The organism is Finegoldia magna ATCC 53516 (genome assembly GCF_000159695.1).
GTDB classification, from domain to species: domain Bacteria; phylum Bacillota; class Clostridia; order Tissierellales; family Peptoniphilaceae; genus Finegoldia; species Finegoldia magna_F.
On record NZ_CM000955.1, the window covers coordinates 1,893,347 to 1,916,201 of the forward strand.

Below are 22,855 nucleotides of genomic sequence, written 5' to 3' on the forward strand. Positions count from 1 at the left end.
CTAATTAAAAGCGATTTTTAATAAAAAACAATATTTTAAAATAGTTCAAAAAATTAAATAACTAAATCTGATAAAAATTTTTTCATTTATCCTTCAAACTTAGATTAATACTACTAAAATAATAGCATAGCTAATAAATATTATCAACATAACTAATCATAATTTTATGCGAAATTTTTAAAAAAATTTATCCAAAAAAAAACAAAAAAGACTGAGTAATCTAATTCTAAAATTATTTTACCCAGTCTTATATTTAAGCTTCGTTTTCTTGCTTTGCGATAATATCTTTGACTTTCATAAGTCTTGTAATATTAGCACGTTCATTTTCATCAAGCTTAGCTCTGATATATTTAATTGTTTCTTCCAGGTCTGGAATTGTTCTATATTCCAAAGCGTTTACTCTTCTTCTAGTTTGTTCAATTTCATCCGCCATTAATTGTGTGGCTTTTTCGATTTGTGCCAATTCTAACATTTCATCCATTACTGAATTCAATGAATCAATTGCCAAGTCCAAATCTTGTGATGTTTGTGCATACCCATAAGGATATATCTCACTAGAATCAGCTTCGCCTTCACGAGTAAATTTCATTTGTGGAATAATAACACTCATTACGTTTTTAGTTTCGATATCAACATTTACCTTTGTTTTTGGAAAAGATACCGCTTCATCTAAAAACTCTGGGCTCATTATTGCACTTGCCATTAGAAAATCACTAAAAGAGTTTTGAAGTTTCGCTTCAACTTTTTCTCTTAAAGCTTTGTTCTCTTTGATCATTTCGATGAATTGTCTCATAAGTTCATCTTGTTTGTCTTTTAATAACTTGTGACCTCTAGAAGATGTTTTGAGCCTAGCTTTCAGCTCCGAAAGAGCCATTCTTGTAGGATTGACATTGAGTCTTGCCATTACTCATCAGTCCCTTCACCATTTCCAAGATATTTATCTATTAATTCATCTTTGATTCTCTTCAATTCTGTACGTGGTATTTCTTTTAATAAATCCCAGCCGATATTAAGAGTTTCTTCAATTGATCTATCAGTATAATAACCTTGATCTACATATTCTCTTTCGAATCTTTCAGCAAATTTTGCAAATGCTTTGTCAGCATCACTCAACGCGGATTCACCGAGGATTGCAGATAATTGTTTTGCATCAAGTCCAGACGCATATCCTGCGTAGATTTGGTTCATTGTATCTGCATGGTCTTCTCTTGTTTTGCCTTTACCAATACCTTTATCTTTAAGTCTTGATAATGATGGGATAGCATTGATAGGAGGTTCATATCCTTTCTTGTATAATTCACGAGAAAGTATGATTTGACCTTCTGTAATGTATCCTGTCAAGTCTGGTATTGGGTGAGTAATATCATCTTCTGGCATTGTCAAGATAGGAATTTGAGTTATAGATCCTTCTCTTCCAACGATTCTTCCAGCTCTTTCATATAAAGTTGCAAGGTCAGTGTACAAATATCCTGGATATCCTCTACGACCTGGAACTTCTTTTCTGGCAGCAGATACTTCACGAAGTGCTTCTGCGTAGTTTGTCATGTCTGTCATGATTACTAATACGTGCATGCCTTTTTCAAAAGCCAAGAATTCTGCACAAGTAAGTGCCATCTTTGGAGTTGAAAGACGTTCAATCGCTGGGTCATCAGCTAAGTTCATGAACAATACAGCTCTGTCGATAGCGCCTGTTTTATTGAAGTCTCCGATGAAATATTGAGCTTCTTCAAATGTTATTCCCATCGCAGCAAATACTACTGCGAATTTATCATCTTTACCCAAAACTTTTGCTTGTCTTGCTATTTGAGCTGCTAATTTGTTATGAGGAAGACCTGATCCTGAGAATATAGGAAGTTTTTGTCCTCTAACAAGAGTATTCAAACCATCTATTGTAGATACGCCTGTTTCGATAAATTCTGATGGATAGTCTCTAGATACTGGATTGATAGATGAACCATTGATGTCCACTTTATCTTCTGGAATAATTTTAGGACCATTATCTATTGGTCTACCTAAACCATCGAATACTCTACCAATCATATCTTCAGATACTCCAAGTTCCAAAGGTCTACCCAAAAATCTTACTGTAGTTTCTTGTAAGTTAATTCCTGATGTACCTTCGAATACTTGAACCATCGCTACATCGTGGTCAATTTCTACAACACGACCACGTCTTTTTTCTCCATCTTGTAATTCTATTTCAACAAGTTCGTCGAATTTTACGCCTTCTACACCTTCTACCGCCATTAATGGTCCGACTACTTCTGTTACTGAATTATAATCTTTAATCATTAACGTTCACCTCCATTAACTAAATCGGTAATTTGTGATTTAATTTCTTGTTTAATTTCTTCAAATCTTTGTAATTCATCTTCTGGAATATTTTTAGCACGTGTGATTTTTTCTCTTACAGCAAGTTTTGAAATTTCAGATACATAAGCTCCTTCTTCCAAAGCTCTCAAAGATTCCTTGTGGAATGTTAAGATTAAATCCAACATTTTTGCTTGTTTGTCCAATGAACAGAATGTATCTGTTTCATGGAATGCGTTTTGTTGTAAGAAATCTTCTCTTAATGATTTTGAAGTTTCAAGTTTGATTTGGTCTTCATCACTTAATGAATCACGTCCAACCAATCTTACGATTTCTAGTAAAGATGATTCTTCTTGTAATAATTTCATAGCTTGTTTTCTGTAATCTGAGAAATTACTATCTACGTTACCATCCAAATATTCGTCGATCTTATCTTGATACAATGAATAAGAGTTAATCCAGTTTATTGCTGGGAAGTGTCTCATATAACTTAATGCGTAATCCAAACCCCAGAATACTTTTACAATTCTAAGTGTTGATTGTGTAACTGGTTCTGAAATATCTCCACCTGGAGGAGATACCGCACCGATAACAGTCAATGATCCGTCTCTTCCATCACTACCTAAACATTTTACTTTTCCTGCACGTTCGTAGAAATCAGCAATTCTTGATGCCAAGTATGCAGGATAACCTTCATCACCAGGCATTTCTTCAAGTCTACCACTCATTTCACGAAGAGCTTCTGCCCATCTTGATGTTGAGTCCGCCATCATCGCTACCGAATAACCCATATCTCTATAGTATTCAGCGATTGTAATTCCAGTGTAGATACTTGCTTCTCTGGCAGCTACTGGCATGTTTGAAGTGTTCGCTATTAAAACAGTTCTCTTCATCAATGATTGTCCAGTCTTAGGGTCAATCAATTCAGGGAATTCATTAAGAACGTCTGTCATTTCGTTACCACGTTCTCCACAACCTACATACACAACTATTTCAGCGTCTGCCCATTTAGCTAATTGGTGTTGAACTACTGTTTTACCACTACCGAAAGGTCCTGGAATTGCTGCAGTACCACCTTTTGCAACTGGGAAAAATGTATCGATAACTCTTTGACCTGTGATCAATGGTTTGATTGGATCTTCCTTTTCTTTGTAAGGTCTACCATTTCTTACAGGCCATCTTTGAATCATATTTATTTCAATATCTTTTGACTCTTGTTCTACAACGCAAACTGTTTGATCAACAGTGAATTCTCCAGATTCAATTGATTTAATTTTACCAGATACATTAGCTGGAACCATTATCTTGTGAACAATTACTTCAGTTTCTTGAACTTCACCTATAATATCTCCAGCTTCTACTTCATCACCTACAGACTTAACAGGTTTGAATTCCCATTTCTTTTCTCTGTTTAATGATGGAGCGCTAACTCCTCTTAACAAGAAGTCTCCAGCTTTTTCTTGCAATGATTTTAATGGCCTTTGAATACCATCAAACATTTGCTCTAATATACCAGGTCCCAATTCGATTGATAGTGGGTGACCTGTAGATATAACTTTATCTCCAGGGCCAATTCCTGTTGTTTCTTCATATACTTGAATTGAGGCTTTATCGCCTCTCATTTCAATAATCTCTCCAATGAGCTTATCGTCTGAAACCTCAACAACGTCATATACGCTTGCGTTTTCCATTCCTTCAGCAACTACCAAAGGTCCGGATACTTTTAATACTTTACCTTCTTTCAATATAAGCTCTCCTTTACAAAATGTTCGCTCCAACAGCTTTTTCGACATTAGTATTGATTCTGTTCATTCCAATGTTCAAGCTACCTTGATTAGAAGGTATCAAGATAATAGCTGGTGAAACTTTATCATTATATCTATCTATTGTTTCTTTGATTTTTTCTGCTATTTGTTCAGTAATAAAAATCACTCCGTAGTCTTCTTTTGCTAGGCGGTCTACAGTTTTTCTAGCGTCTGTGCTCTCAATAGATTCAAATACATCTACTCCCAGAGCTTTGAAGACCAATACAGAATCTCTATCACCTACTACAGCTACTTTTTTACGCATAACTTAACCTCAACTTACTCCTGATATAATCAGGTTTCAATGAGTTAATCTTTCCTACAAAAATAATCCTAAGATTCTTAATTTCAGTTTCTTTTGCAAATAAATATCCAAACAAAACCTCAGGTCCATAAGTAACCTTTTTGATTTCTTTGATTTTTTCCATCAAATAATCATCCATTGCCTTTTCAAAGGCAGATAAACTATTTGATTTCTTATACTCACTGATAGCTTCTTTTACATAATAGTAAATTCTAGCTTGTTTGAATAATGGACTATCTTCGGTAATTTCAGAATGCAATTCACTTTCAAACTTTTCAGATTCAATACTACCATTAGGAATAATGACTTTTTTCAAAAATTCTAAACTTTTCTTTTGGTTTTGAACTCTAAGTAAAGTTTTAATATTAGTAAAATCTATCAAATCTTCCACGTATTCATTTATCAAATCTGAATCAATTTGTTTTGCAATTTCTGAAGTTTCCACAAAATACTCTCTGTCGGCATAAATATCTACCATTTGAGGATCTTTGTTTTCTTCGTAATCAGCGATTGACTCTTTGATAACTTTATCAAAATGTTCCATTTCAATTTCAGTATTTTCTCTAATTGAATCTCTCATGCTTTTGAATTCAATTCTAGTTATATCGCTTAACATTGAAGAAAAATCTTCATCTTTTAGATATTCTTTAATCAAAACTTTTAAATTATGATAATCGTATTTTAATGCCATTAAATCGACAGGAAATTGGAAACTACTCATATCATACATGTATTTATAAGTCTTTTTTAACTCATTTTTCAAAGCAACATCGTAATTCTTATAATTATCAAGCTTTGCAAATTCTGATTGATACACTGAATCCGAAAGTAATCTTACAGTTTCTTCTAAATTACTAGCATCTATCAGTCTTTCATAATCATTCTTACTCAACAATTCCTTTTCTTTGACACGAGTTATAGCAGATTGATGTATGAAATCTTCTTTTTTCATATTATCACCTACTTCTTAAAAAGAGTTTTTGCAATTTCTACTTCCAATTCATCTTTCATTGAATCGACCAGTGAAGAAAAATTATTATTTATTAATACATTACCTCTTTTAATACAAAATCCGCTATCAACAGTTTCATCTGATATTTTTACATTAAAGTTTTCATTCTTCAAACTGTCGTACTTATCAGATTGTAATACTAACAAATCATCACTATTCAAATCCATTTTGGATAAACTATTTATTAGGTATTTTTTATAATCTTCAAGTGACATATTCTTTAATTTATCTTTAATTTTTTGTAAAACACTATCGATTACTTCTTGTTTTGCAAAAAGCGCATTATCTCTTGATTTTAAAACAACTTGAGATAAGTGTCTGTCGTACACGCCTTTTGCTTCAGATTCTGCTTTGTTTAATATTGTATCTTTTTCTTGATTAGCCTGGTCTATTTTAGTTTCAATGATTTTTTCTTTTTCTTGATTTGCATTATTTAGAATTTGTTCAGATTCTTTTTTTGCATCTTCAAGAATTTCATTAATTATATTATCTAAATTAGACATCTAAATCACCATTAAGCTTGGATTTGGTTCATTAATAAGAATGAAATAGCGAATGCTAAGATGGCATATAACTCAACCATTACTGCATAGATAATACCTTTTGCTTGTTGAGGTTCATTCTTTGCTAAGATATTGATACCACTAACTGCTACTTTACTTTGAGCAATTGCTGAGAAATATCCTACAACTCCTACTGGTAATGCTGCTGCAATATAAACATATCCTTGTGCTAAGGAAATACTTCCACCTGCAAGTTTGAATAGAATTAAAATACCAATTACGAATCCGTACAAACCTTGTGTACCTGGTAATAATTGAAGTACTAATGACTTACCAAATTTTTCTGGTTCTTCAATAACTACTCCAGCTGCAGCTTCCCCTGCTCTACCTACACCTTTAGCAGATCCCATACCTGAGAATAAAACTGCTATTACTACTGATAATACTCCTAAAACTAATCCACCGTTTTCTAAAAAGAATTTTTCCATAATATCCTCCTATTTGTTTGTTATGTTAAAATATTCTGATTCTGTTATAAGTTTCTTGAATGGCACTCCACCACCTTCGTAGAATTTATTGAACATTTCTACGAAAATCAATCTTGCAGAGTGAACGTATGCTGACAAGTACGATAAGAATGCGTTGAATGCTTGGAATACCACGAATACGATAAGTCCAAATATAAATCCTATGATACTTGATTCAGCCATCATTTTTACAATCATATTAATTGCTACCGCAATATATGCTCCTGATAAGCCCAATGCCATAAGTCTCATATAAGATACGAAATCTCCAATCCAGCCAGATATTCCGTACAATGAATACAATCCTGAACCAAGCTTACCACCGATGCTTTTTGCATCTCTTCCTGCTGTAAGAATAATTCCAACAGCTGATGCTATAGCAATCCATTTTGCAATTGTCAATGCCACAGCTGGCAATGCTAAAGTCTTACCGATTAGTAAAACTAATATACTAATAATAATTAAATACCATAGTCCAACATCATAAAATGCATCTAAAGGCTTGTGATCTCTAATCAACATGTAAGCCTTGATTCCCAATGCAAAGAATAAATGTATAAAACCAAAGATTAAGCATAAAACTATTAAAGTCATTGCGTTTTTGCTTGTGTCAATGATTGGAGTCATCGGTATAATTCCACCGAAGAATGATCCATAAATGTATCCCCAGAACATTGAGGCAATTGATATGAACATAAAGAATTTCAAGAATTGCTTTTTCTTTTCATCAAGATTAAAAATCTTGAGAGCTACTATTATTGCTAAAAATACAATCAACCCGTATCCCAAATCACCAATCATCATTCCTGAAAAGAAACAATAGAAAGGTGCCAATAATGGTGTTGGATCAACTTCGTTGTATTTTGGCAATGAATACATTCCTGTTATACTTTCAAAAGCTTTTGCAAATCCTCTGTTTTTCAAAATAATCGGTACATTTGGATCATTTTTATCTGCTGGATTCATTTCCAAATAATACTTATTATTCAATGAGTTTTGTAGTAGATTTTCAAAATCTTTTTCCTTATCTGTAGGAATATATCCTTCGATTATATCAATCTTATCTGTCTTCTTAATTTTGCTTGTAGCTTCTTCTTTTAAGCTGTTGTTTTCAAGATAATCATGATAAATCTTAAATTGTTCAGTCAAACCTGTTTTTGATTTAATTTGATCTTCAATTTCTTTGTAATGCTTTTTATTTGCAATGATTTGTTCGTCAATATTTTTAATTTCATCTTTTACAAGTCCATGTGATTTAATATTAATGTTGACAAATCCATTGTCTCTTAGGATATCTTGTGCTTTTTCATAATCCTTAGCGATAACAAGCAAGTAAACAAAGCCTGAATTTCGAGAAATTTCTTCGATATAAATATCTTCAATGTCTTTTGTGTTTAATTTTAACTGATCGATGAATTTATCACTTACAGTTCCAGTAACTACTTTAACTCTTTCAAAATCATCGATCTTTGAAATATCCAAATCCAAATTCTCCCATGGAGTTAATTCAGATTTTTTTTGGTTCAAAGTTTGATTGTTCTGATCAAGTTCAGTTAGTTGTTTATCCAAAGATGAAAGTTCTTTGTAGTGGTCATCAAAGTCAAAATCAAGCGCTTTTTTAGTAAGCTCATCTAGTCTAAATGTTTTCTTACCTTGCTTTAGTTCGTCTATCTTATTATGCTTTTCTGAATACTTTTCAAGCAAATCTATAGCCCATTTTACTTTGGTAAGCTTTTCACTAGTGCTAACAATTTGTTCAGAATTATCTAAATTCCTTAAACCTTGATTTTCGTCTTCTACTTTCTTTTCATCAATATGAACATAATTAAACTTTTGAAGATCTTCGAGTAATTTTTCCCTATCATAATCAAATGAATACAAATCAAATTTGCTCATTTTTACAATAGCCATTAACTCACTATCCTTTCAACGATTTTGTCTACAAGTCCTTCAACTGTATCAGTGTCGATGTTTTTAATACTTTCATTATTCATCTTGGCTTTTTGTTCCAAATCTTTTGATTCTTCAATTGCTTTATTCTTTGAAGATTCTAGTTTTTCATTTCGAACTTGTTGTGCTTCGTTGATAATTTCATCATATTTTTGTTCAGCTTCTGATTTTGCATCTTCTAAAATGCTTTTTCTTTTTTCATTAGCTTCATCGACAATAAGCTTAGCCTTCTCTTCAGCTTCTTTAATTTTTGATATAGCAGTATCTGACATTGTTTCACCTCCTAATTAGAGATGGTTTTAGAATATGAAAAATACTCTAAAACCATAAGTATATAACTAAAAGCTTAAAGCTATTTAGTACCAAATAATCTGTCTCCTGCATCACCTAGACCAGGTACGATATAACCGTGTTCGTTTAATTTTTCATCAAGACCTGCCACGTATATATCTACATCTGGATGCTTTTCTTGAACCATTTTGATTCCTTCTGGAGCTGCTATGATATTAACCAATTTGATGCTCTTACATCCATGTTCTTTTAAGAAAGTAATCGCTGCTTCTGCAGAACCACCTGTTGCAAGCATTGGATCTACAACGATAATATCTCTTTCTTCAACATCTTTTGGCAATTTACAATAATATTCAACAGGTTTTAATGTTTCAGGATCTCTGTACAATCCAATGTGTCCCACCTTTGCTGCTGGTAATACACTCAAAAATCCTTCAACCATTCCCAAACCTGCTCTTAAAATTGGAACTACTCCTAATTTTTTACCACTAAGAGTTTGGCCGGTAGTTGTTCCTATCGGAGTTTCTACTTCACAATCTTCTAATTTAAAGTCTCTAGTAACTTCATAGCACATTAAAGTTGCTATTTCAGAAACTAACTGTCTAAATTGATTGCTTCCTGTGTTTTTATCACGTAAAATTGTTAATTTGTGTTTAATCAACGGATGATCAAATACAGTTACTTTACTCATAATTCCTCCTATAAAATAAACTTTATACTCTTTATTATAACATACTAAATTACTTCTATGTTATTAGCACAAGATTTTTTAAGCCTGTTCATTATACTTATACCCATTTTTTGTTCATTTACCCCTTCACAAATTAATAATTTGTAATTTAATTTATCTAACTCCCTGAGGTAAGCGAAGATATTATGCGCAAAGTTCAAATAATCATTTCGTTTTGAAATAATTTTTACATTTTTGAAGTTTACATTCTGCGCTGTTTCTTCTGTGAGTATAAATCCAATTTCATCGGTATTTATTTCTAAGCTATCAACATAATTTTGTATGTTATCCATGTTTCCTTTGATTACTATGAGTTTTGTTTTAGGTGCGTAGTGCTTGTATTTTTGTCCTGGTGATTTCGGAATAGTCTTAGAATCGATTAATGATTTATCGTATACAACCTCATCCAAATACTCTTCCAAATCTTCTTTTGTGTAAAACCCCGGTCTAAGTATGGTGTATGGTTTTTCTGTCAAATCGACAACCGTGGATTCTATTCCGATGTTGCAACTTCCTCCATCCAAAATCATTTCAATCTCACCTTGCATATCACTGTACACATCTTGTGCGTTAGTTGGTGATGGTCTTCCTGATTTGTTCGCAGAAGGTGCTGCTATTGGACAATCAGATTTATCTATCAAAAATCTTGCGATTTCATCTGATGGATTTCTAATTGCTACGGTATTTCCTCCACAACTTACAACGTCATTAACTTTGTCACTTTTTTTGAAAATTATAGTCAATGGCCCTGGCCACAAATTATCCATCAATTTTTTTTGATCTTCAGTGATTTCTGATGATAAATTCCTGACCATTTCTTCATTAGTTACGTGTAAGATTAATGGATTGTCTCTTTTTCTTCTCTTGACATCGAATATTTTCTTGCAAGCTTCTTCGTCTAATCCATTTGCACCTAATCCGTATACTGTTTCTGTAGGAAATGCAACTACACTCCCATTTTTTATTAAATCTGCTGCTTTTTCAAGTGCAGATATTTTATTTTGTCCGTCTAATTTTTCAATAATTGTATTCATACTAATATCTTTCTAATATAGTTTTCATCAATTTATTCGAATCGTGCACGATGTAATCATAGCTGATATCACATATATCGGCTTCTATGATTTCTATGCCTAATTTTTCCATATTTTCACGATCTTCATCTGTAATATAAATCGGCGTAGAATTTTCGATTGATTTGTATCTGTACTTCGCGTATTTGTCTACTTCCTTGGAATTAACGACGATTTTGTCGATAATATTTGAGTTTGCGTGATCAATAATGGCAACTACATGATCTGTAACACTGTAACCATTAGTTTCACCAGGTTGAGTCATTATGTTCAATATGTACACAACTTCTGCCTTTGTTTCTTTTAGCGCTTGTGATATGTCTGTTACTAAAAGATTGGGAATTATTGATGTGTACAAAGACCCTGGACCTAAAAGTACAATGTCAGCATCCATTATGCTATCTATGGATTCTTTTAATGGCAAAAGTAGTTTCGGAGATGTGTATACTCTTTTTATTTTACCTCCGTTTTTTCTGTTCAAAAACGTGATGTTTGATTCACCTTCAATAGTAGATCCATCTTCTAATTCAGCAAATAATTTGACATTATCCAAAGTCATTGGCAACACTTTTCCCGTAATCGCCAAAACATTGCTTATTTCTTTTATTGCTTCATTGAAATCGCCACAAATATCATTCATTGCAGCTATCAATAAATTGCCTAAGCTCTGACCTTTTAATTGACCATTTGAAAATCTATAATTAATTAATTTTTCCATTATCGGTTCAGTATTAGCAAGTGCCACAAGACAGTTTCTAATATCACCAGGAGGTAACATTCCCAAATCTTCTCTAAGAACTCCACTTCCTCCACCATCATCAGCTACCGTTACAATTGTAGTTATGTTTGATGTGAAATTCTTGACACCTCTTAACAATATAGAATTGCCTGTTCCTCCACCGATAGTTACTATCTTTTTACCAAAATTTTTGGTCTCTGTGGGATACATAAACTTTTTCTCCATTTCCTTCAAGCCTTGCTGTCAAAGCTTGTGCTATTGCAACGGACCTGTGCTTTCCGCCGGTGCATCCTATTCCTATAACCAAGTTTGTCTTTCCTTCTTTTGAATATTTTGGAATCAAAAATTCCATCATATCCACTAATTTGTCCAAGAATTCATTTGCTTCTTCAAATCCAAATACATATTCTTTGATATCTGTATTTAGCCCTGAAGATTTTTTTAATTCTTCGATATAATAAGGGTTTGGAAGAAATCTAACATCAAATACCAAATCTGCATCTAGCAATATTCCGTGCTTAAATCCAAATGATACCACAGATATCGCTAGTTTTGTGTCTACATCTTTGAGTGAAAATGCAGATAAGATTTTTCTTCTCAATTCTCCCAATGTCAAATTAGAAGTGTTGATAATTGAATCTGCTGAATTTCTGACTTCAGTTAGAAGTTCTCTTTCGTTAAAAATCCCCTGAGAAATATTTCCGTTGATAGCCAAAGGATGTGGTCTTCTATGTTCTTTGTATCTTCTGATTAGAATTTCATCTGATGCATCCAAATACAAAATTTTGACATCAATACTTTGATTTTTCAAAAGTGTTATGGATTTCATCAAATCAGCGAAGAATTCTCCACCTCTAATATCTACCACACATGCAATTTTGTTGATTTTTTTCTTGCTTTTTGTAGTCAAATCGATAAAACTCAATAAAAGAGATGGCGGCATATTATCCAATGTATAATATCCCAAATCTTCAAAAATATCGCTACTGGCACTTTTGCCAGCCCCACTCATTCCTGTAATAATGACAACTTCCATGAATTCTCCTAATCGATGTTTATAATTCTACTAATATCCAACCCTGATTCAATTACTCTTTTGATGCTGTTATTCACATTTGCAATATTTTTTCTGTGATGAGCATCACTCCCTAAACTAAATTTAACATTATAATGTGAAGAAATTTTGATTTCTTTTACAGATAAATGTGGATGATGATTGTTAATCTCCATAACCGTGTTTGTTTTTTCGCATGTTTGTGCGATTCTGTCTATATCCACATCTATTTTATCTCCTGGATGCGTTATTATAAAAATATCGTTGTTCTCCAACGCTTTTACCATTGTATTTGTGTTCAAATCAATCATTTTTTCTCTGACCGATTGTCCCATCCAGCTCATTCTTTTTAAAACATGATAATTATAAAAAGATTTTTTGTCTACAAATCTAACTCCATCGTGAAATCCAAGATTGATAAAATCAAAATACTTTTTTTCTTCTTCTCTAATATCTATCTCTCCATTGTAGCCAATTACGTTGGCTTCAACTCCCATCAAAATTTCGATATCGTCGTATTTTTCTTTTAATCTGTCGATCTCTTCACGTTGCACAGGAATTAATTTTCTTTTTATCCCATACATTATGTGTCCTGGACCATGATCAGTTATGCTTATAGTCTTCAACTTTTTTGATCTGGCTTCTTGTACAATTTCTTCGATTGTACTTTTGCCGTGATTATTGCGACTGTAAACCGAATGCACGTGATATTCTCTGGTTAATTTTATCTTATTTTCCACCGATAATTCTCACTTCTGGTTCTAACTTCACATTGAACTTTTCAAACACGACTTCTTGCACATGTTCTATAACCGCTACAACATCAGAGCATTTTGCATCTCCAACATTAACTATAAAGCCGCAATGTTTTTCACTAACCATCGCATCATTGTATCTGTAGCCTCTAAGACCTGCTTCATCAATTAATTGTCCTGCAAAGTGACCTTCTGGTCTTTTGAAAACTGAGCCACAAGAAGGAAGTTCCAATGGTTGCTTTGATGTTCTTCTTTCTGTGTAATCGTGAAAATTATTGAGGATTTCTTGTTGGTCACCTTTTTTTAGCAAAAATTCAACTTCTAAAACTATCAATTTTTCATCTTGAACTCTTGAATGTCTGTATGAAAAATCCATCTCATCACAGCTATAATATTTTACATTCAAATCTGAATCAATAACTTTAACTCTGTGAACAATATCATTCATTTCTGTTCCATAAGCACCTGCATTCATTGTAATAGCCCCTCCAATGTCTCCAGGTATGCCGCTAACAGCTTCAAAACCAGCGTATGAGTTGTTAATAGCTAATTTGCTAACAGCGCTCAATAACGCCCCTGATTTTGCAGTTAAAATATCACCATCAATTTTCATGTCGTTGAAATTATCGTGTAATTTAATTACGACTTCTCTCAACCCTTCATCGCTAACTAACAGATTCGATCCATTGCCTATAATTCTGTAGGCAAATCCATTTTGTTTTATTAATTGAATGGCATTTATTATTTGTTCTTCAGTTTGAGGAAATATCATAACATCACAACTACCTCCAATTTTGAAGGTAGTATGATTTTTCATTGGTTCATCGTATAAAATTTCTCCGATGTCTTTTCCATCAAAAACTTTTTTATAAATGTTCATAAGCTTGCTCCGCACTGTACAATGTTCCGAAAATTATGATTACATCATCTTTGAAGTGTTCAATAGCATAATCCACGGCGTCGTTCACATTTGATTTTGCAACAACATTATCACTGTAGGCTTCGATTTGTTTTTTCAAATCCTCTGCTTTTAATGCTCTTGGTGAATCTGGCGTAAATGTCACAAATGCTTTGGCATTTTCGTGAATTAGTTTGATTTCGTCGTCATAATCCTTGTCCTTCAATACTCCGTAAACAAACACGATTTTTTTATCGCCAAACACAGATTCTATTGATGATTTCAAAGCTTTTACACCATCTGCATTGTGTCCACCATCGTAGATTACTGTAGGATTGTGTCTTATCACGTCAAATCTTGCAGGAATGTATGCGTTTTTGAAACCTTTTATTATATCTTCATCCGACAAATCAAGTTCATCTCTTAATACATCAATTGCACTCAATGCTAATTGGGCGTTGTATAATTGATATCTTCCAACTAATCTAGTTTCAATGTGCAAATTTTTCCAATCAAAAGAGTTATAAGTTGCGTTGATTTCGATATTTTTTGCTTCATCAAAATCGCAAATGTATAGCTTATTGTTTCTTTCTTCTGCAACTTCTCTGAATACATCTAGTACACTTTCTTGTTGATCATAAACGACACATCTTCCATTTTGTTTCATGATACAAGCTTTTTCGTATGCGATTTCTTCTAAAGTATTTCCCAAATATTCTTGATGATCCAATCCAATTTTTGTAATTACAGATAACAATGTTTCATCTGTTGCGTTGGTCGCATCCAACCTTCCACCCATTCCAACTTCAAGTACAACATATTCACATTTTTGTTCTGCAAAATAATAAATCGCACACAAAGTTATAAATTCAAATGTAGACACCTTTATATCATTTTCTTCAATAGTATCCTTGATAATTTCGAAAATTCTCATGAAATCTTCTTCCGAAATTTCCTTGTCGATTTTTATTCTATCGTAAAAATTAATTATGTGAGGTGATGTAAAAAGTCCAGTTTTATATCCATGTTCTTTAAGTGTTTGGTATATAAAAGTTGATGTGGAACCTTTGCCGTTAGTTCCAGCAACGTGGATTATTTTAAAACTTTTTTCGGGATTGCCTAGAATTTTCAAAGTTTTTTGCATTCTATCAAGTCCCAACTTGTAACCATCTCTTCCGATTTTATCCAAATATTCATAAATTAATTCGCTATTCATTTTTATCTCCTAAATTTAAATATATATCTAATTATATCATTACTTGCTCTAATATAAAAAACTCGAGCGTTTAAACTCGAGTTAATTTTTAATTCATCATTTTTAATTTTTCAGCTTGATCATAGCTTGTCAAATCGTCAATCATTTCTTCGATATCTCCATCTAAGAAATTTTGTAATTGGAATATTGTTTTGTTGATTCTGTGATCAGTTATTCTTCCTTGTGGGAAGTTGTAAGTTCTAATTCTTTCAGAACGATCACCAGTACCTACTTGGGATTTACGCGCATCTGCTCTGTCTTTATTCTTTTCTTCTTCCATCAAATCGTACAATCTAGATTTCAAAACTTTCATAGCTTTATCTTTGTTCTTGATTTGGGATTTTTCATCTTGACATGTTACTACAAGACCTGTTGGAATGTGTGTAATTCTAACCGCAGAGTCAGTAGTGTTTACGCATTGTCCACCGTTGCCACTTGCTCTGAACACGTCAATTCTCAAATCTTTTTGTTCGATTTTAACATCGACATCTTCTGCTTCTGGCAATACTGCAACTGTTGCAGTAGAAGTGTGAATTCTTCCAGAACTTTCAGTTTGAGGAACTCTTTGTACTCTGTGAACTCCAGATTCGTATTTTAATCTAGAATAAGCACCTTTTCCTTTTACCATCATTACAACTTCTTTTATCCCACCAACACCTTGTTGTTGAATATCCATTATTTCAGTTGTCCAGCGTTTTTTGTCGGAATACATTTGATACATTCTCAAAAGTTCACCAGCAAATAAACCCGCTTCATCTCCACCGGCGCCGGCTCTTATTTCGATAAACACGTTCTTTTCATCGTTAGGATCTTTTGGCAACAATAAAATCTTCAAATCTTCTTGATCTTTTTCGATTTGTTCTTCCAAAGTTGAGATTTCATCTTTCAATAGTTCTTCCATTTCACTATCTCCAGTAGTACCCAACATTTCCTTGTCTTCTTCCAAATTTTTCAAATTGTCTTTGTAAGACAAATATTTATTAACAACTGGTTCTAAATCAGCGTGTTCTTTCATTAATTTCGTCCAATTTTCCATGTCAGCGATAACTTCAGGATCTGCGACTTTTACTTCTAAGTCTTTGAACTTATCTACAACACTATCTAAATTTTCAAACATAATTACCTCCTCGCAATTATTACTCTATCAAAACCGTTAAAGTCTTTTATGCAGTAGTGATTTTTGAATCCATTTTCATCTAAAATTTCAAATATACTCTCTCTTTGATTATATCCTATTTCAAAAGCAAGCATACCATCTTCATTCAAATAATCACTAGCTTGATTTATTATCTTTCTATAAAAATAAAGTCCATCATCTCCACCAAAAAGTGCAGATCGTGGTTCTTTTAAAATTTTTGTTTCAAGTGAATTGAAATCTTTTTTGTCTATATAAGGTGGATTGGAAACTATCAAATCATACTTAGAATTCACATTCTCATACAAATCAGAATAAACAAACTCAACGTTAGTAGCATTTAAACTCTCTGCATTTTTCTTGGAAAGTTCAATAGCTTTCTCGTTTATATCTACTCCCAGAACTTTTGAATCCAATTCCAAATTCAAAGTGATTGATATTATTCCTGATCCTATCCCGATTTCTAATATATTGTCAAACTTACGATTAGTCTTGATTATTTCATCCACCAAAATTTCAGTATCAAATCTAGGAATCAAAACATTAGGATCCGTATAAAACTTTCTATTGTAAAAGTATTTAAATCCAAGTATATATTCAATCGGAATATCTTCATCGTAAAGTTTTTTATATTCTAATATTGTTTTCTCATCATCATCACTTATCTCATCATTCGAATGAATAATAGAATCAGAGAAACTATAGTTGTATAATTTTTCCAAAATCATCAAACAATCGGATTTGTCGAACAAATTATAAATATCATTTATTACCATAAATCTTCATCTTCTTTTTCTGGAATTACACTTTTAAGTGCCAGTATAGCAACTTCTATCATCTTGTCATCAGGTTCTCTCACTGTAAAAAACTTTTGAACCCATAATCCTGGCTTCACAAGTAATGTCGTTATTGTATTATCGTATTTGCCGATTAATCTATTAATTTCATAAGAGATTGACACAATCACTGGAAGTAATATTATACGATACAACATTCTCAGCAATGGATTTGGCCATCCAACTAAGCCCAACACCAAAATGGAAATTATCATAACAGTAAACAAAAAACTAGTACCACATCTTGGATGAAGTCTGCTTTGTTTTCTAACATTTTCAATCGTCAAATCCAGCCCTTGTTCATAACAATAAATACTTTTGTGTTCAGCACCATGATATTCAAACACTCTTTTCATATCTTTTGAATGTGAAACTATAAAAAGATATGTGAAAAATATTATAATTCGTATCAATCCTTCGATTAAATTGAAACTAAAAGATGAATCATTAAGCTTAACAAATGATGTAAGAAAAGTTGGAATGAAGAAGAAAAACAATAACGCCAATGCCACTGATGCGATTATAGAGAACACATTTTCTACTTTTCTGGCATTGTTTTTGAAATGTTTGTCGAAGAAGTTTTCGCTATCGTCTTCATAAAAACTTGCAGAATACATTAATGCATCCATTCCCAACTTCATAGAATCAAACAAGCTAACAACTCCTCTTATGAAAGGAATCTTCATCAAATTTATTTTATTGTTTTCTAAGTCTTTTACAACCAAATCAATTTCTTGATCAGGTTTTCTGACCGCTATTGAATACTTCGAAGGGCCTCTCATCAAAATTCCTTCGATTAAAGCTTGTCCACCAATTGTCGTTTTCTTCATTCCAATTTACCTTTTCATTGTTCATTATCTATTTTTTAACACAAAAATACCAGCACCAAAAAGGTACTGGCAAAAATGCTAATCCATGTTGTATTTTTTCTTGAATTTTTCTACTCTACCACCATGTTCTACAAATCTTTGACGTCCTGTATAAAATGGGTGACATTGACTACAAACTTCGACGTTTATGTTTTCTTTAGTAGATCCTACTTTAAAAGTATTGCCACAAGAAGCGCAAGTTACTGTAGCTTCGTGGTATTCTGGATGTAAATCTTTTTTCATATTATCACCTCGTTTTTCTCAAAATTATTTTCGACTTACCTATTATAACACATGAGTATGAACTTGTCTACAAAATTTGAATATTTCATTATAATTTTCTTTACAAACTTTGCAAATTATTTATTGATTTTACAAATTCTTGGTTTGATTTTGTGTTTTTAATCATTTTGATAATTTGATCTGCAATATCTTTGTTTTCTTGTGAGTTTAATTGTTTTCTAATTTTATTAATAGCAGATAATTCTTCTTTTGTAAGAAGCAATTCATCTTTTCTAGTTCCAGATTTGTTCAAATCAATCGCAGGGAATACTCTTTGTTCCGACAAATTCCTGTCTAATTTGATTTCCATATTTCCAGTTCCTTTGAATTCTTCGAAAATAACATCATCCATCCTGGAACCAGTTTCAATCAAAGCTGTCGCTAATATAGTCAACGAACCGCCTTCTTCAATATTTCTTGCCGCACCGAAAAATCTTTTAGGACCATTCAATGCTAAAGGATCAAGTCCTCCAGACAACGTCTTACCTGAATAAGGACTTGTAACATTATATGCACGAGATAATCTAGTAATTGAATCAACCAATATTACAACATCCTTTTTATGTTCCACAAGTCTTTTCGCTCTTTCAATCACGATTTCAGCAACCCTAATATGATTCTGAGGCATCTCATCAAAAGTAGATGCTACTACATCTGCTCCCAAAACAGAACGCTTCATATCTGTAACTTCTTCCGGTCTTTCGTCAATCAATAAAACAATAACGTGAATATCTGGATAATTTTTTCTTATAGAATTTGCAATGTTTTTAAGCAAAGTCGTCTTACCAGTTTTAGGAGATGCCACTATCAATCCTCTTTGGCCCTTTCCAACCGGACTTATCAAATCCATAATTCTCATTGAAACATTCTTAGAATCTCTTTCTAAAGTCAATCTTTCTCTTGGATAAATAGGCGTCAAATTCTCAAAATCAGGTCTATTTCTCAGATTTTCAACCGTATCTCCATTTACACGATTCACATAAATCAATGCATTGAATTTTTCTTTATCTTTTTTCTCACGACATAATCCTTCTACGAAATCTCCTGTCTTTAGTTTAAATCTCCTAACTTGAACAGGTGGAACATAAATATCATCATCTCCTGAATCATATCCTTCCGATCGCAAAAATCCATATCCATTTTCGTGTAAATCTAAGATTCCTTCCACTTTCAATGGATCCTTCACATCTTTTTCATCATTAGAAGTATCATCGTAATCTTCCTCAGAATTATTTCTCTCGTTAATATTAACCTGACTAATAATCTCTTTTATCAAATCTTGCTTATTGTATTTACTAATACCTGCAACCCCTACAGCCTTAGCAATAATCTTCAAATCTTGCAATCTCTTCGATTCTAATACGTCTTTTTCCAATAAATTTCCTCCTAAATACCTTGGTACAAGAAATACAATCCAAATAACATCAATACTGCACCAAGAACTATTTCTATAATTTTAGAAACCTTAGTATATGAATCATTTTGAATAATCTCTTCAACTTTACCCATCAATAAAGCAGACATAAATACTAAAAAGCAATTACCAATACCATAAAATATGAACAAAACAATAGAAAATAAAATATTTCTAGTGTTAGCCGCTATAGCCATTAATGAAACCAAAACAGGTGTTGAACATGGAGATGCGAACACCGCTTGAATAACACCAGCTATGAATGCTCCCAAAAGTCCAGTTTTGGTAATCTTACTGGACTTATTGAGACTAATAATCTTGATAACATGCCAATTTTGAAACGCCATAAGAATTAAAAGTATTCCAATAACGATATAAAATACTCTACTAAATTGATTTAAAATTTTACCAACCAAGGCAGCCGTCAATCCAAAAATTGTGAAAACTAAAATGCTACCTAAACTGAAAACCAAAGCCACCTTGAACGATTTTTTCTTATCGTAATTATTCCCCGATAAATACCCTATTATTATTGGAATCATCGGCAATGAGCAGGGAAGAAAACTAGTCAAAATCCCTGCTATTAAGGAAATAATCGGCGCCAAATAAACATAATCTTTTACTAGTTTTGACAAAAATTCTAATAAACTATCCATTGATCATATCCGAAATCAATATTTCTAATTCATTTTCCTTCAACAAACCTTCGTGAATATATCCCTTTTTACCATTAACAGTAACCTCTTGGAAATACTCATCCATCACGCTTTGAGCCTTATCAGAAAATTTAAAATCTTCTTTTAAAGGAATAAAAATTTGCGTAGGAGTAACCCTAATACCAGCTTGTGATGCAAAATCATTGCTCACATTCACTTCAACATCCTTAACAACGGCTTTCCCTTTGAACTTATTGAAAGTATTGTCTATATATGGAGCCATTTCCTTACAAGGAGCACATTCAATCCAAGTGAAATTTACAAAAACAGGCTTATCGTATGAGAAAAACTTCTCAAAACCAGCATCTTTCCCTGCAAATAAAACATCTTCCTTGTCTACTTCTTTGTAAGCTTCTTTGAAATTATTCAAATTTGATGAATTTGTGTCTTCACTGTTAGAACTACTTTCTTGCTTATTATTTCCATCAGTCTCAGTTTGCTTAGCACTATTTTCATTATTAATAGGCATAACAGGTTTGTTCTTTATAAAAAACATCACTAAAACAGCCACCACAATAAATGCAATAACTAAAATAAATTTCGATTTATTATTCTTCATAATCATTTCCTTTCTTTACTTCTGATCTATTTTATCTTCAAATTACTATTGATTTATTATACTATTATATCAAACTTGCGTTCTTATTTACACCTCAGTTCATTTTCATAATATAAGATTTCTGAAGAGAGGCTGAGCGAGTCAGACAATTAAATTTCCCCTAAGATATTCTTGTGAGATGTTTGCTACAATTCTGAACCTTGCTTGTCCTTCAACTGTCATCTAGTGAATCCTTTGCACCATTTTTTTGTCCTTGTCCTTAAATTCCCAACATAACGAAACCTTCAAGCAAACAATCGAAGCTAAGAATATCATACGGAGAAAATAATCATAAATTCAAGCAAAGTGAACCGTTAAAAAATTGTGCTGTTTGAGTGCGTAGCACGAGTTCACAATTTTAGGTTCACAAGCTTAGAATTTATTTATTTTCGTAGTCTAGATATTCGTGCGAGATGTTTGCTATGGTACTTACCCATGTGTGTCTTGCAATTTTCATCTAGCGAAATGTATGAATAATTTTTTAAATTAGTTCTTACCAATGTGTATTCTACAACTATTGGCGTATTATATCTATGAATGATTTTCTATTATTTTCACGTAATTCCCAACTCCGCGAAATCTCAAAGCAAACGATCGTAGCTAAGAATATCATACGAAGAAAATAATCATAAATTCAAGCGAAGGGAACCGTTAAAAAATTGTGCTGTTTGAGTGCGTAGCACGAGTTCACAATTTTAGGTTCACAAGCTTAGAATTTATTTATTTTCGTAGTCTAGATATTCGTGCGAGATGTTTGCTATAGTTCTTACCAATGTGTATCCTGCAACTGTAATCTAGCGAAATCTTCACACCATTTTTATCCCTTGTCCTTAAATTCCCAACATAACGAAACCTTTAAGCAAACAATCGAAGCTAAGAATATCACCATATATAATTTAATGCTTCTTATAAGTGACGCTTCGAACGATGAAATCTTCATTTCTTTTTCATAAAAGAAGATTTCTGAAGTGAGGCTTAGCGAGTGAGAACATTAAATTTTACCCAAGATATTCGTGCGAGATGTTTGCTATGGTCTTAACCCTTGTGCGTCCTGCAACTGTTGTCAAGCGAAATCTTTACACAAAAAAAGATCTAACGGATTAAATCACGTTAGACCTTAATTGTTTGGCGACTACCTACTCTCCCACGACGTTTCCATCGTAGTACCATCGGCGTTAAGAGGCTTAACTTCTGTGTTCGGCATGGGTACAGGTGTATCCCTCTTGCTTTTATCACCATACTTATTTACTTTTCCATTTCAATCAATAACAGTATATATTTCCAGTCAAGTTTTCGATTTATTAGTATCAGTTAGCTTTGATATTACTATCTTTACACCTCTGACCTATCTATCTTGTTTTCTTCAAGTAATCTCATAGAAATCTTATCTTGAGGTTGGTTTCGTGCTTAGATGCCTTCAGCACTTATCCTTCCCAGACGTAGCTACCGAGCTGTGCACTTGGCAGTACAACTCGTACACCAGCGGTCTGTCCATCCCGGTCCTCTCGTACTAAGGACAGATCCTCTCAAATTTCTCACGCCCACGGTGGATAGGGACCGAACTGTCACACGACGTTCTGAACCCAGCTCGCGTGCCTCTTTAATGGGCGAACAGCCCAACCCTTGGAACCTACTCCAGCTCCAGGATGAGACGAGCCGACATCGAGGTGCCAAACCTCCCCGTCGATGTGGACTCTTGGGGGAGATAAGCCTGTTATCCCCGGGGTAGCTTTTATCCGTTGAGCGATGGCCCTTCCACTCGGTACCACCGGATCACTAAGTCCGACTTTCGTCTCTGC

The 22,855-nt window shown here is 33.0% G+C and carries 23 protein-coding genes, 1 rRNA gene and 1 other annotated feature; all 24 genes read right to left on the reverse strand.

Features of this window, described 5'->3' with window-relative positions:
- Positions 1 to 253 precede the first annotated feature (253 nt).
- Positions 254 to 904 carry a V-type ATP synthase subunit D gene (locus HMPREF0391_RS09080; RefSeq protein WP_002836809.1) on the reverse strand — a complete coding sequence of 217 codons (651 nt, stop codon included), beginning with the start codon at positions 902 to 904 and terminating at the stop codon, positions 254 to 256.
- Positions 904 to 2,292 (reverse strand): V-type ATP synthase subunit B, encoded by a 1,389-nt coding sequence (locus HMPREF0391_RS09085; RefSeq protein WP_002836810.1) that lies wholly within the window; start codon positions 2,290 to 2,292, stop codon positions 904 to 906. The genes HMPREF0391_RS09080 and HMPREF0391_RS09085 overlap by 1 nt, the downstream gene beginning before the upstream one ends.
- Complete coding sequence (locus HMPREF0391_RS09090; protein ID WP_035109631.1) at positions 2,292 to 4,055, reverse strand: V-type ATP synthase subunit A; 1,764 nt, start codon at positions 4,053 to 4,055, stop codon at positions 2,292 to 2,294. Before HMPREF0391_RS09090 ends, HMPREF0391_RS09085 begins: the two co-directional genes overlap by 1 nt.
- A 13-nt stretch (positions 4,056 to 4,068) precedes the next feature.
- Positions 4,069 to 4,380 carry a V-type ATP synthase subunit F gene (locus HMPREF0391_RS09095; RefSeq protein WP_002836812.1) on the reverse strand — a complete coding sequence of 104 codons (312 nt, stop codon included), beginning with the start codon at positions 4,378 to 4,380 and terminating at the stop codon, positions 4,069 to 4,071.
- Positions 4,373 to 5,371 carry a V-type ATP synthase subunit C gene (locus HMPREF0391_RS09100; protein WP_002836813.1) on the reverse strand — a complete coding sequence of 333 codons (999 nt, stop codon included), beginning with the start codon at positions 5,369 to 5,371 and terminating at the stop codon, positions 4,373 to 4,375. The genes HMPREF0391_RS09095 and HMPREF0391_RS09100 overlap by 8 nt, the downstream gene beginning before the upstream one ends.
- 8 nt (positions 5,372 to 5,379) lie before the next feature.
- Positions 5,380 to 5,934, reverse strand: coding sequence for a V-type ATP synthase subunit E (locus tag HMPREF0391_RS09105; RefSeq protein ID WP_002836814.1), 555 nt, complete (start codon positions 5,932 to 5,934; stop codon positions 5,380 to 5,382).
- 11 nt (positions 5,935 to 5,945) lie between these two features.
- Positions 5,946 to 6,422, reverse strand: a complete 477-nt coding sequence (locus HMPREF0391_RS09110) for a V-type ATP synthase subunit K (protein ID WP_002836815.1) — start codon at positions 6,420 to 6,422, stop codon at positions 5,946 to 5,948.
- 9 nt (positions 6,423 to 6,431) lie between these two features.
- Positions 6,432 to 8,372, reverse strand: coding sequence for a V-type ATP synthase subunit I (locus HMPREF0391_RS09115; RefSeq protein ID WP_002836817.1), 1,941 nt, complete (start codon positions 8,370 to 8,372; stop codon positions 6,432 to 6,434).
- Positions 8,372 to 8,683 (reverse strand): hypothetical protein, encoded by a 312-nt coding sequence (locus tag HMPREF0391_RS09120; protein ID WP_002836818.1) that lies wholly within the window; start codon positions 8,681 to 8,683, stop codon positions 8,372 to 8,374. Before HMPREF0391_RS09120 ends, HMPREF0391_RS09115 begins: the two co-directional genes overlap by 1 nt.
- 80 nt (positions 8,684 to 8,763) lie before the next feature.
- Positions 8,764 to 9,393 (reverse strand): uracil phosphoribosyltransferase, encoded by a 630-nt coding sequence (gene upp, locus HMPREF0391_RS09125; protein WP_002836820.1) that lies wholly within the window; start codon positions 9,391 to 9,393, stop codon positions 8,764 to 8,766.
- A 44-nt stretch (positions 9,394 to 9,437) separates the two neighbouring features.
- Entirely contained in the window at positions 9,438 to 10,466 is a 1,029-nt protein-coding gene (locus HMPREF0391_RS09130; RefSeq protein ID WP_002836821.1) for an L-threonylcarbamoyladenylate synthase, read from the reverse strand.
- 1 nt (position 10,467) lies between these two features.
- Entirely contained in the window at positions 10,468 to 11,454 is a 987-nt protein-coding gene (locus HMPREF0391_RS09135) for a gluconeogenesis factor YvcK family protein (RefSeq protein WP_035109634.1), read from the reverse strand.
- Positions 11,423 to 12,280 (reverse strand): RNase adapter RapZ, encoded by an 858-nt coding sequence (gene rapZ, locus HMPREF0391_RS09140; RefSeq protein ID WP_002836824.1) that lies wholly within the window; start codon positions 12,278 to 12,280, stop codon positions 11,423 to 11,425. Before rapZ ends, HMPREF0391_RS09135 begins: the two co-directional genes overlap by 32 nt.
- A gap of 8 nt (positions 12,281 to 12,288) precedes the next feature.
- Entirely contained in the window at positions 12,289 to 13,038 is a 750-nt protein-coding gene (locus HMPREF0391_RS09145) for a PHP domain-containing protein (RefSeq protein ID WP_002836825.1), read from the reverse strand.
- Complete coding sequence (gene murB, locus HMPREF0391_RS09150) at positions 13,028 to 13,933, reverse strand: UDP-N-acetylmuramate dehydrogenase (RefSeq protein WP_002836827.1); 906 nt, start codon at positions 13,931 to 13,933, stop codon at positions 13,028 to 13,030. Before murB ends, HMPREF0391_RS09145 begins: the two co-directional genes overlap by 11 nt.
- Entirely contained in the window at positions 13,920 to 15,167 is a 1,248-nt protein-coding gene (locus HMPREF0391_RS09155) for a bifunctional folylpolyglutamate synthase/dihydrofolate synthase (protein WP_002836828.1), read from the reverse strand. The genes murB and HMPREF0391_RS09155 overlap by 14 nt, the downstream gene beginning before the upstream one ends.
- Before the next feature lie 88 nt (positions 15,168 to 15,255).
- Positions 15,256 to 16,323, reverse strand: a complete 1,068-nt coding sequence (gene prfA, locus HMPREF0391_RS09160; RefSeq protein ID WP_002836830.1) for a peptide chain release factor 1 — start codon at positions 16,321 to 16,323, stop codon at positions 15,256 to 15,258.
- 2 nt (positions 16,324 to 16,325) lie between these two features.
- Positions 16,326 to 17,117 (reverse strand): peptide chain release factor N(5)-glutamine methyltransferase, encoded by a 792-nt coding sequence (gene prmC / locus HMPREF0391_RS09165; RefSeq protein WP_002836832.1) that lies wholly within the window; start codon positions 17,115 to 17,117, stop codon positions 16,326 to 16,328.
- Positions 17,111 to 18,007, reverse strand: a complete 897-nt coding sequence (locus HMPREF0391_RS09170) for a DUF1385 domain-containing protein (protein WP_002836834.1) — start codon at positions 18,005 to 18,007, stop codon at positions 17,111 to 17,113. Before HMPREF0391_RS09170 ends, prmC begins: the two co-directional genes overlap by 7 nt.
- 78 nt (positions 18,008 to 18,085) lie before the next feature.
- On the reverse strand, positions 18,086 to 18,289 hold the full coding sequence (gene rpmE, locus HMPREF0391_RS09175; protein ID WP_002836835.1) for a 50S ribosomal protein L31: 204 nt from the start codon (positions 18,287 to 18,289) through the stop codon (positions 18,086 to 18,088).
- A gap of 100 nt (positions 18,290 to 18,389) precedes the next feature.
- Positions 18,390 to 19,703 carry a transcription termination factor Rho gene (gene rho / locus HMPREF0391_RS09180; protein ID WP_002836836.1) on the reverse strand — a complete coding sequence of 438 codons (1,314 nt, stop codon included), beginning with the start codon at positions 19,701 to 19,703 and terminating at the stop codon, positions 18,390 to 18,392.
- Between the two features lie 11 nt (positions 19,704 to 19,714).
- Positions 19,715 to 20,398, reverse strand: a complete 684-nt coding sequence (locus tag HMPREF0391_RS09185) for a cytochrome c biogenesis CcdA family protein (protein WP_002836837.1) — start codon at positions 20,396 to 20,398, stop codon at positions 19,715 to 19,717.
- Positions 20,391 to 21,017, reverse strand: a complete 627-nt coding sequence (locus HMPREF0391_RS09190; RefSeq protein WP_035109637.1) for a thioredoxin family protein — start codon at positions 21,015 to 21,017, stop codon at positions 20,391 to 20,393. The genes HMPREF0391_RS09185 and HMPREF0391_RS09190 overlap by 8 nt, the downstream gene beginning before the upstream one ends.
- A 1,162-nt stretch (positions 21,018 to 22,179) precedes the next feature.
- A 5S ribosomal RNA gene (gene rrf / locus HMPREF0391_RS09195) occupies positions 22,180 to 22,296 on the reverse strand.
- A 41-nt stretch (positions 22,297 to 22,337) separates the two neighbouring features.
- Positions 22,338 to 22,855 (reverse strand) — a sequence feature (23S ribosomal RNA rRNA prediction is too short).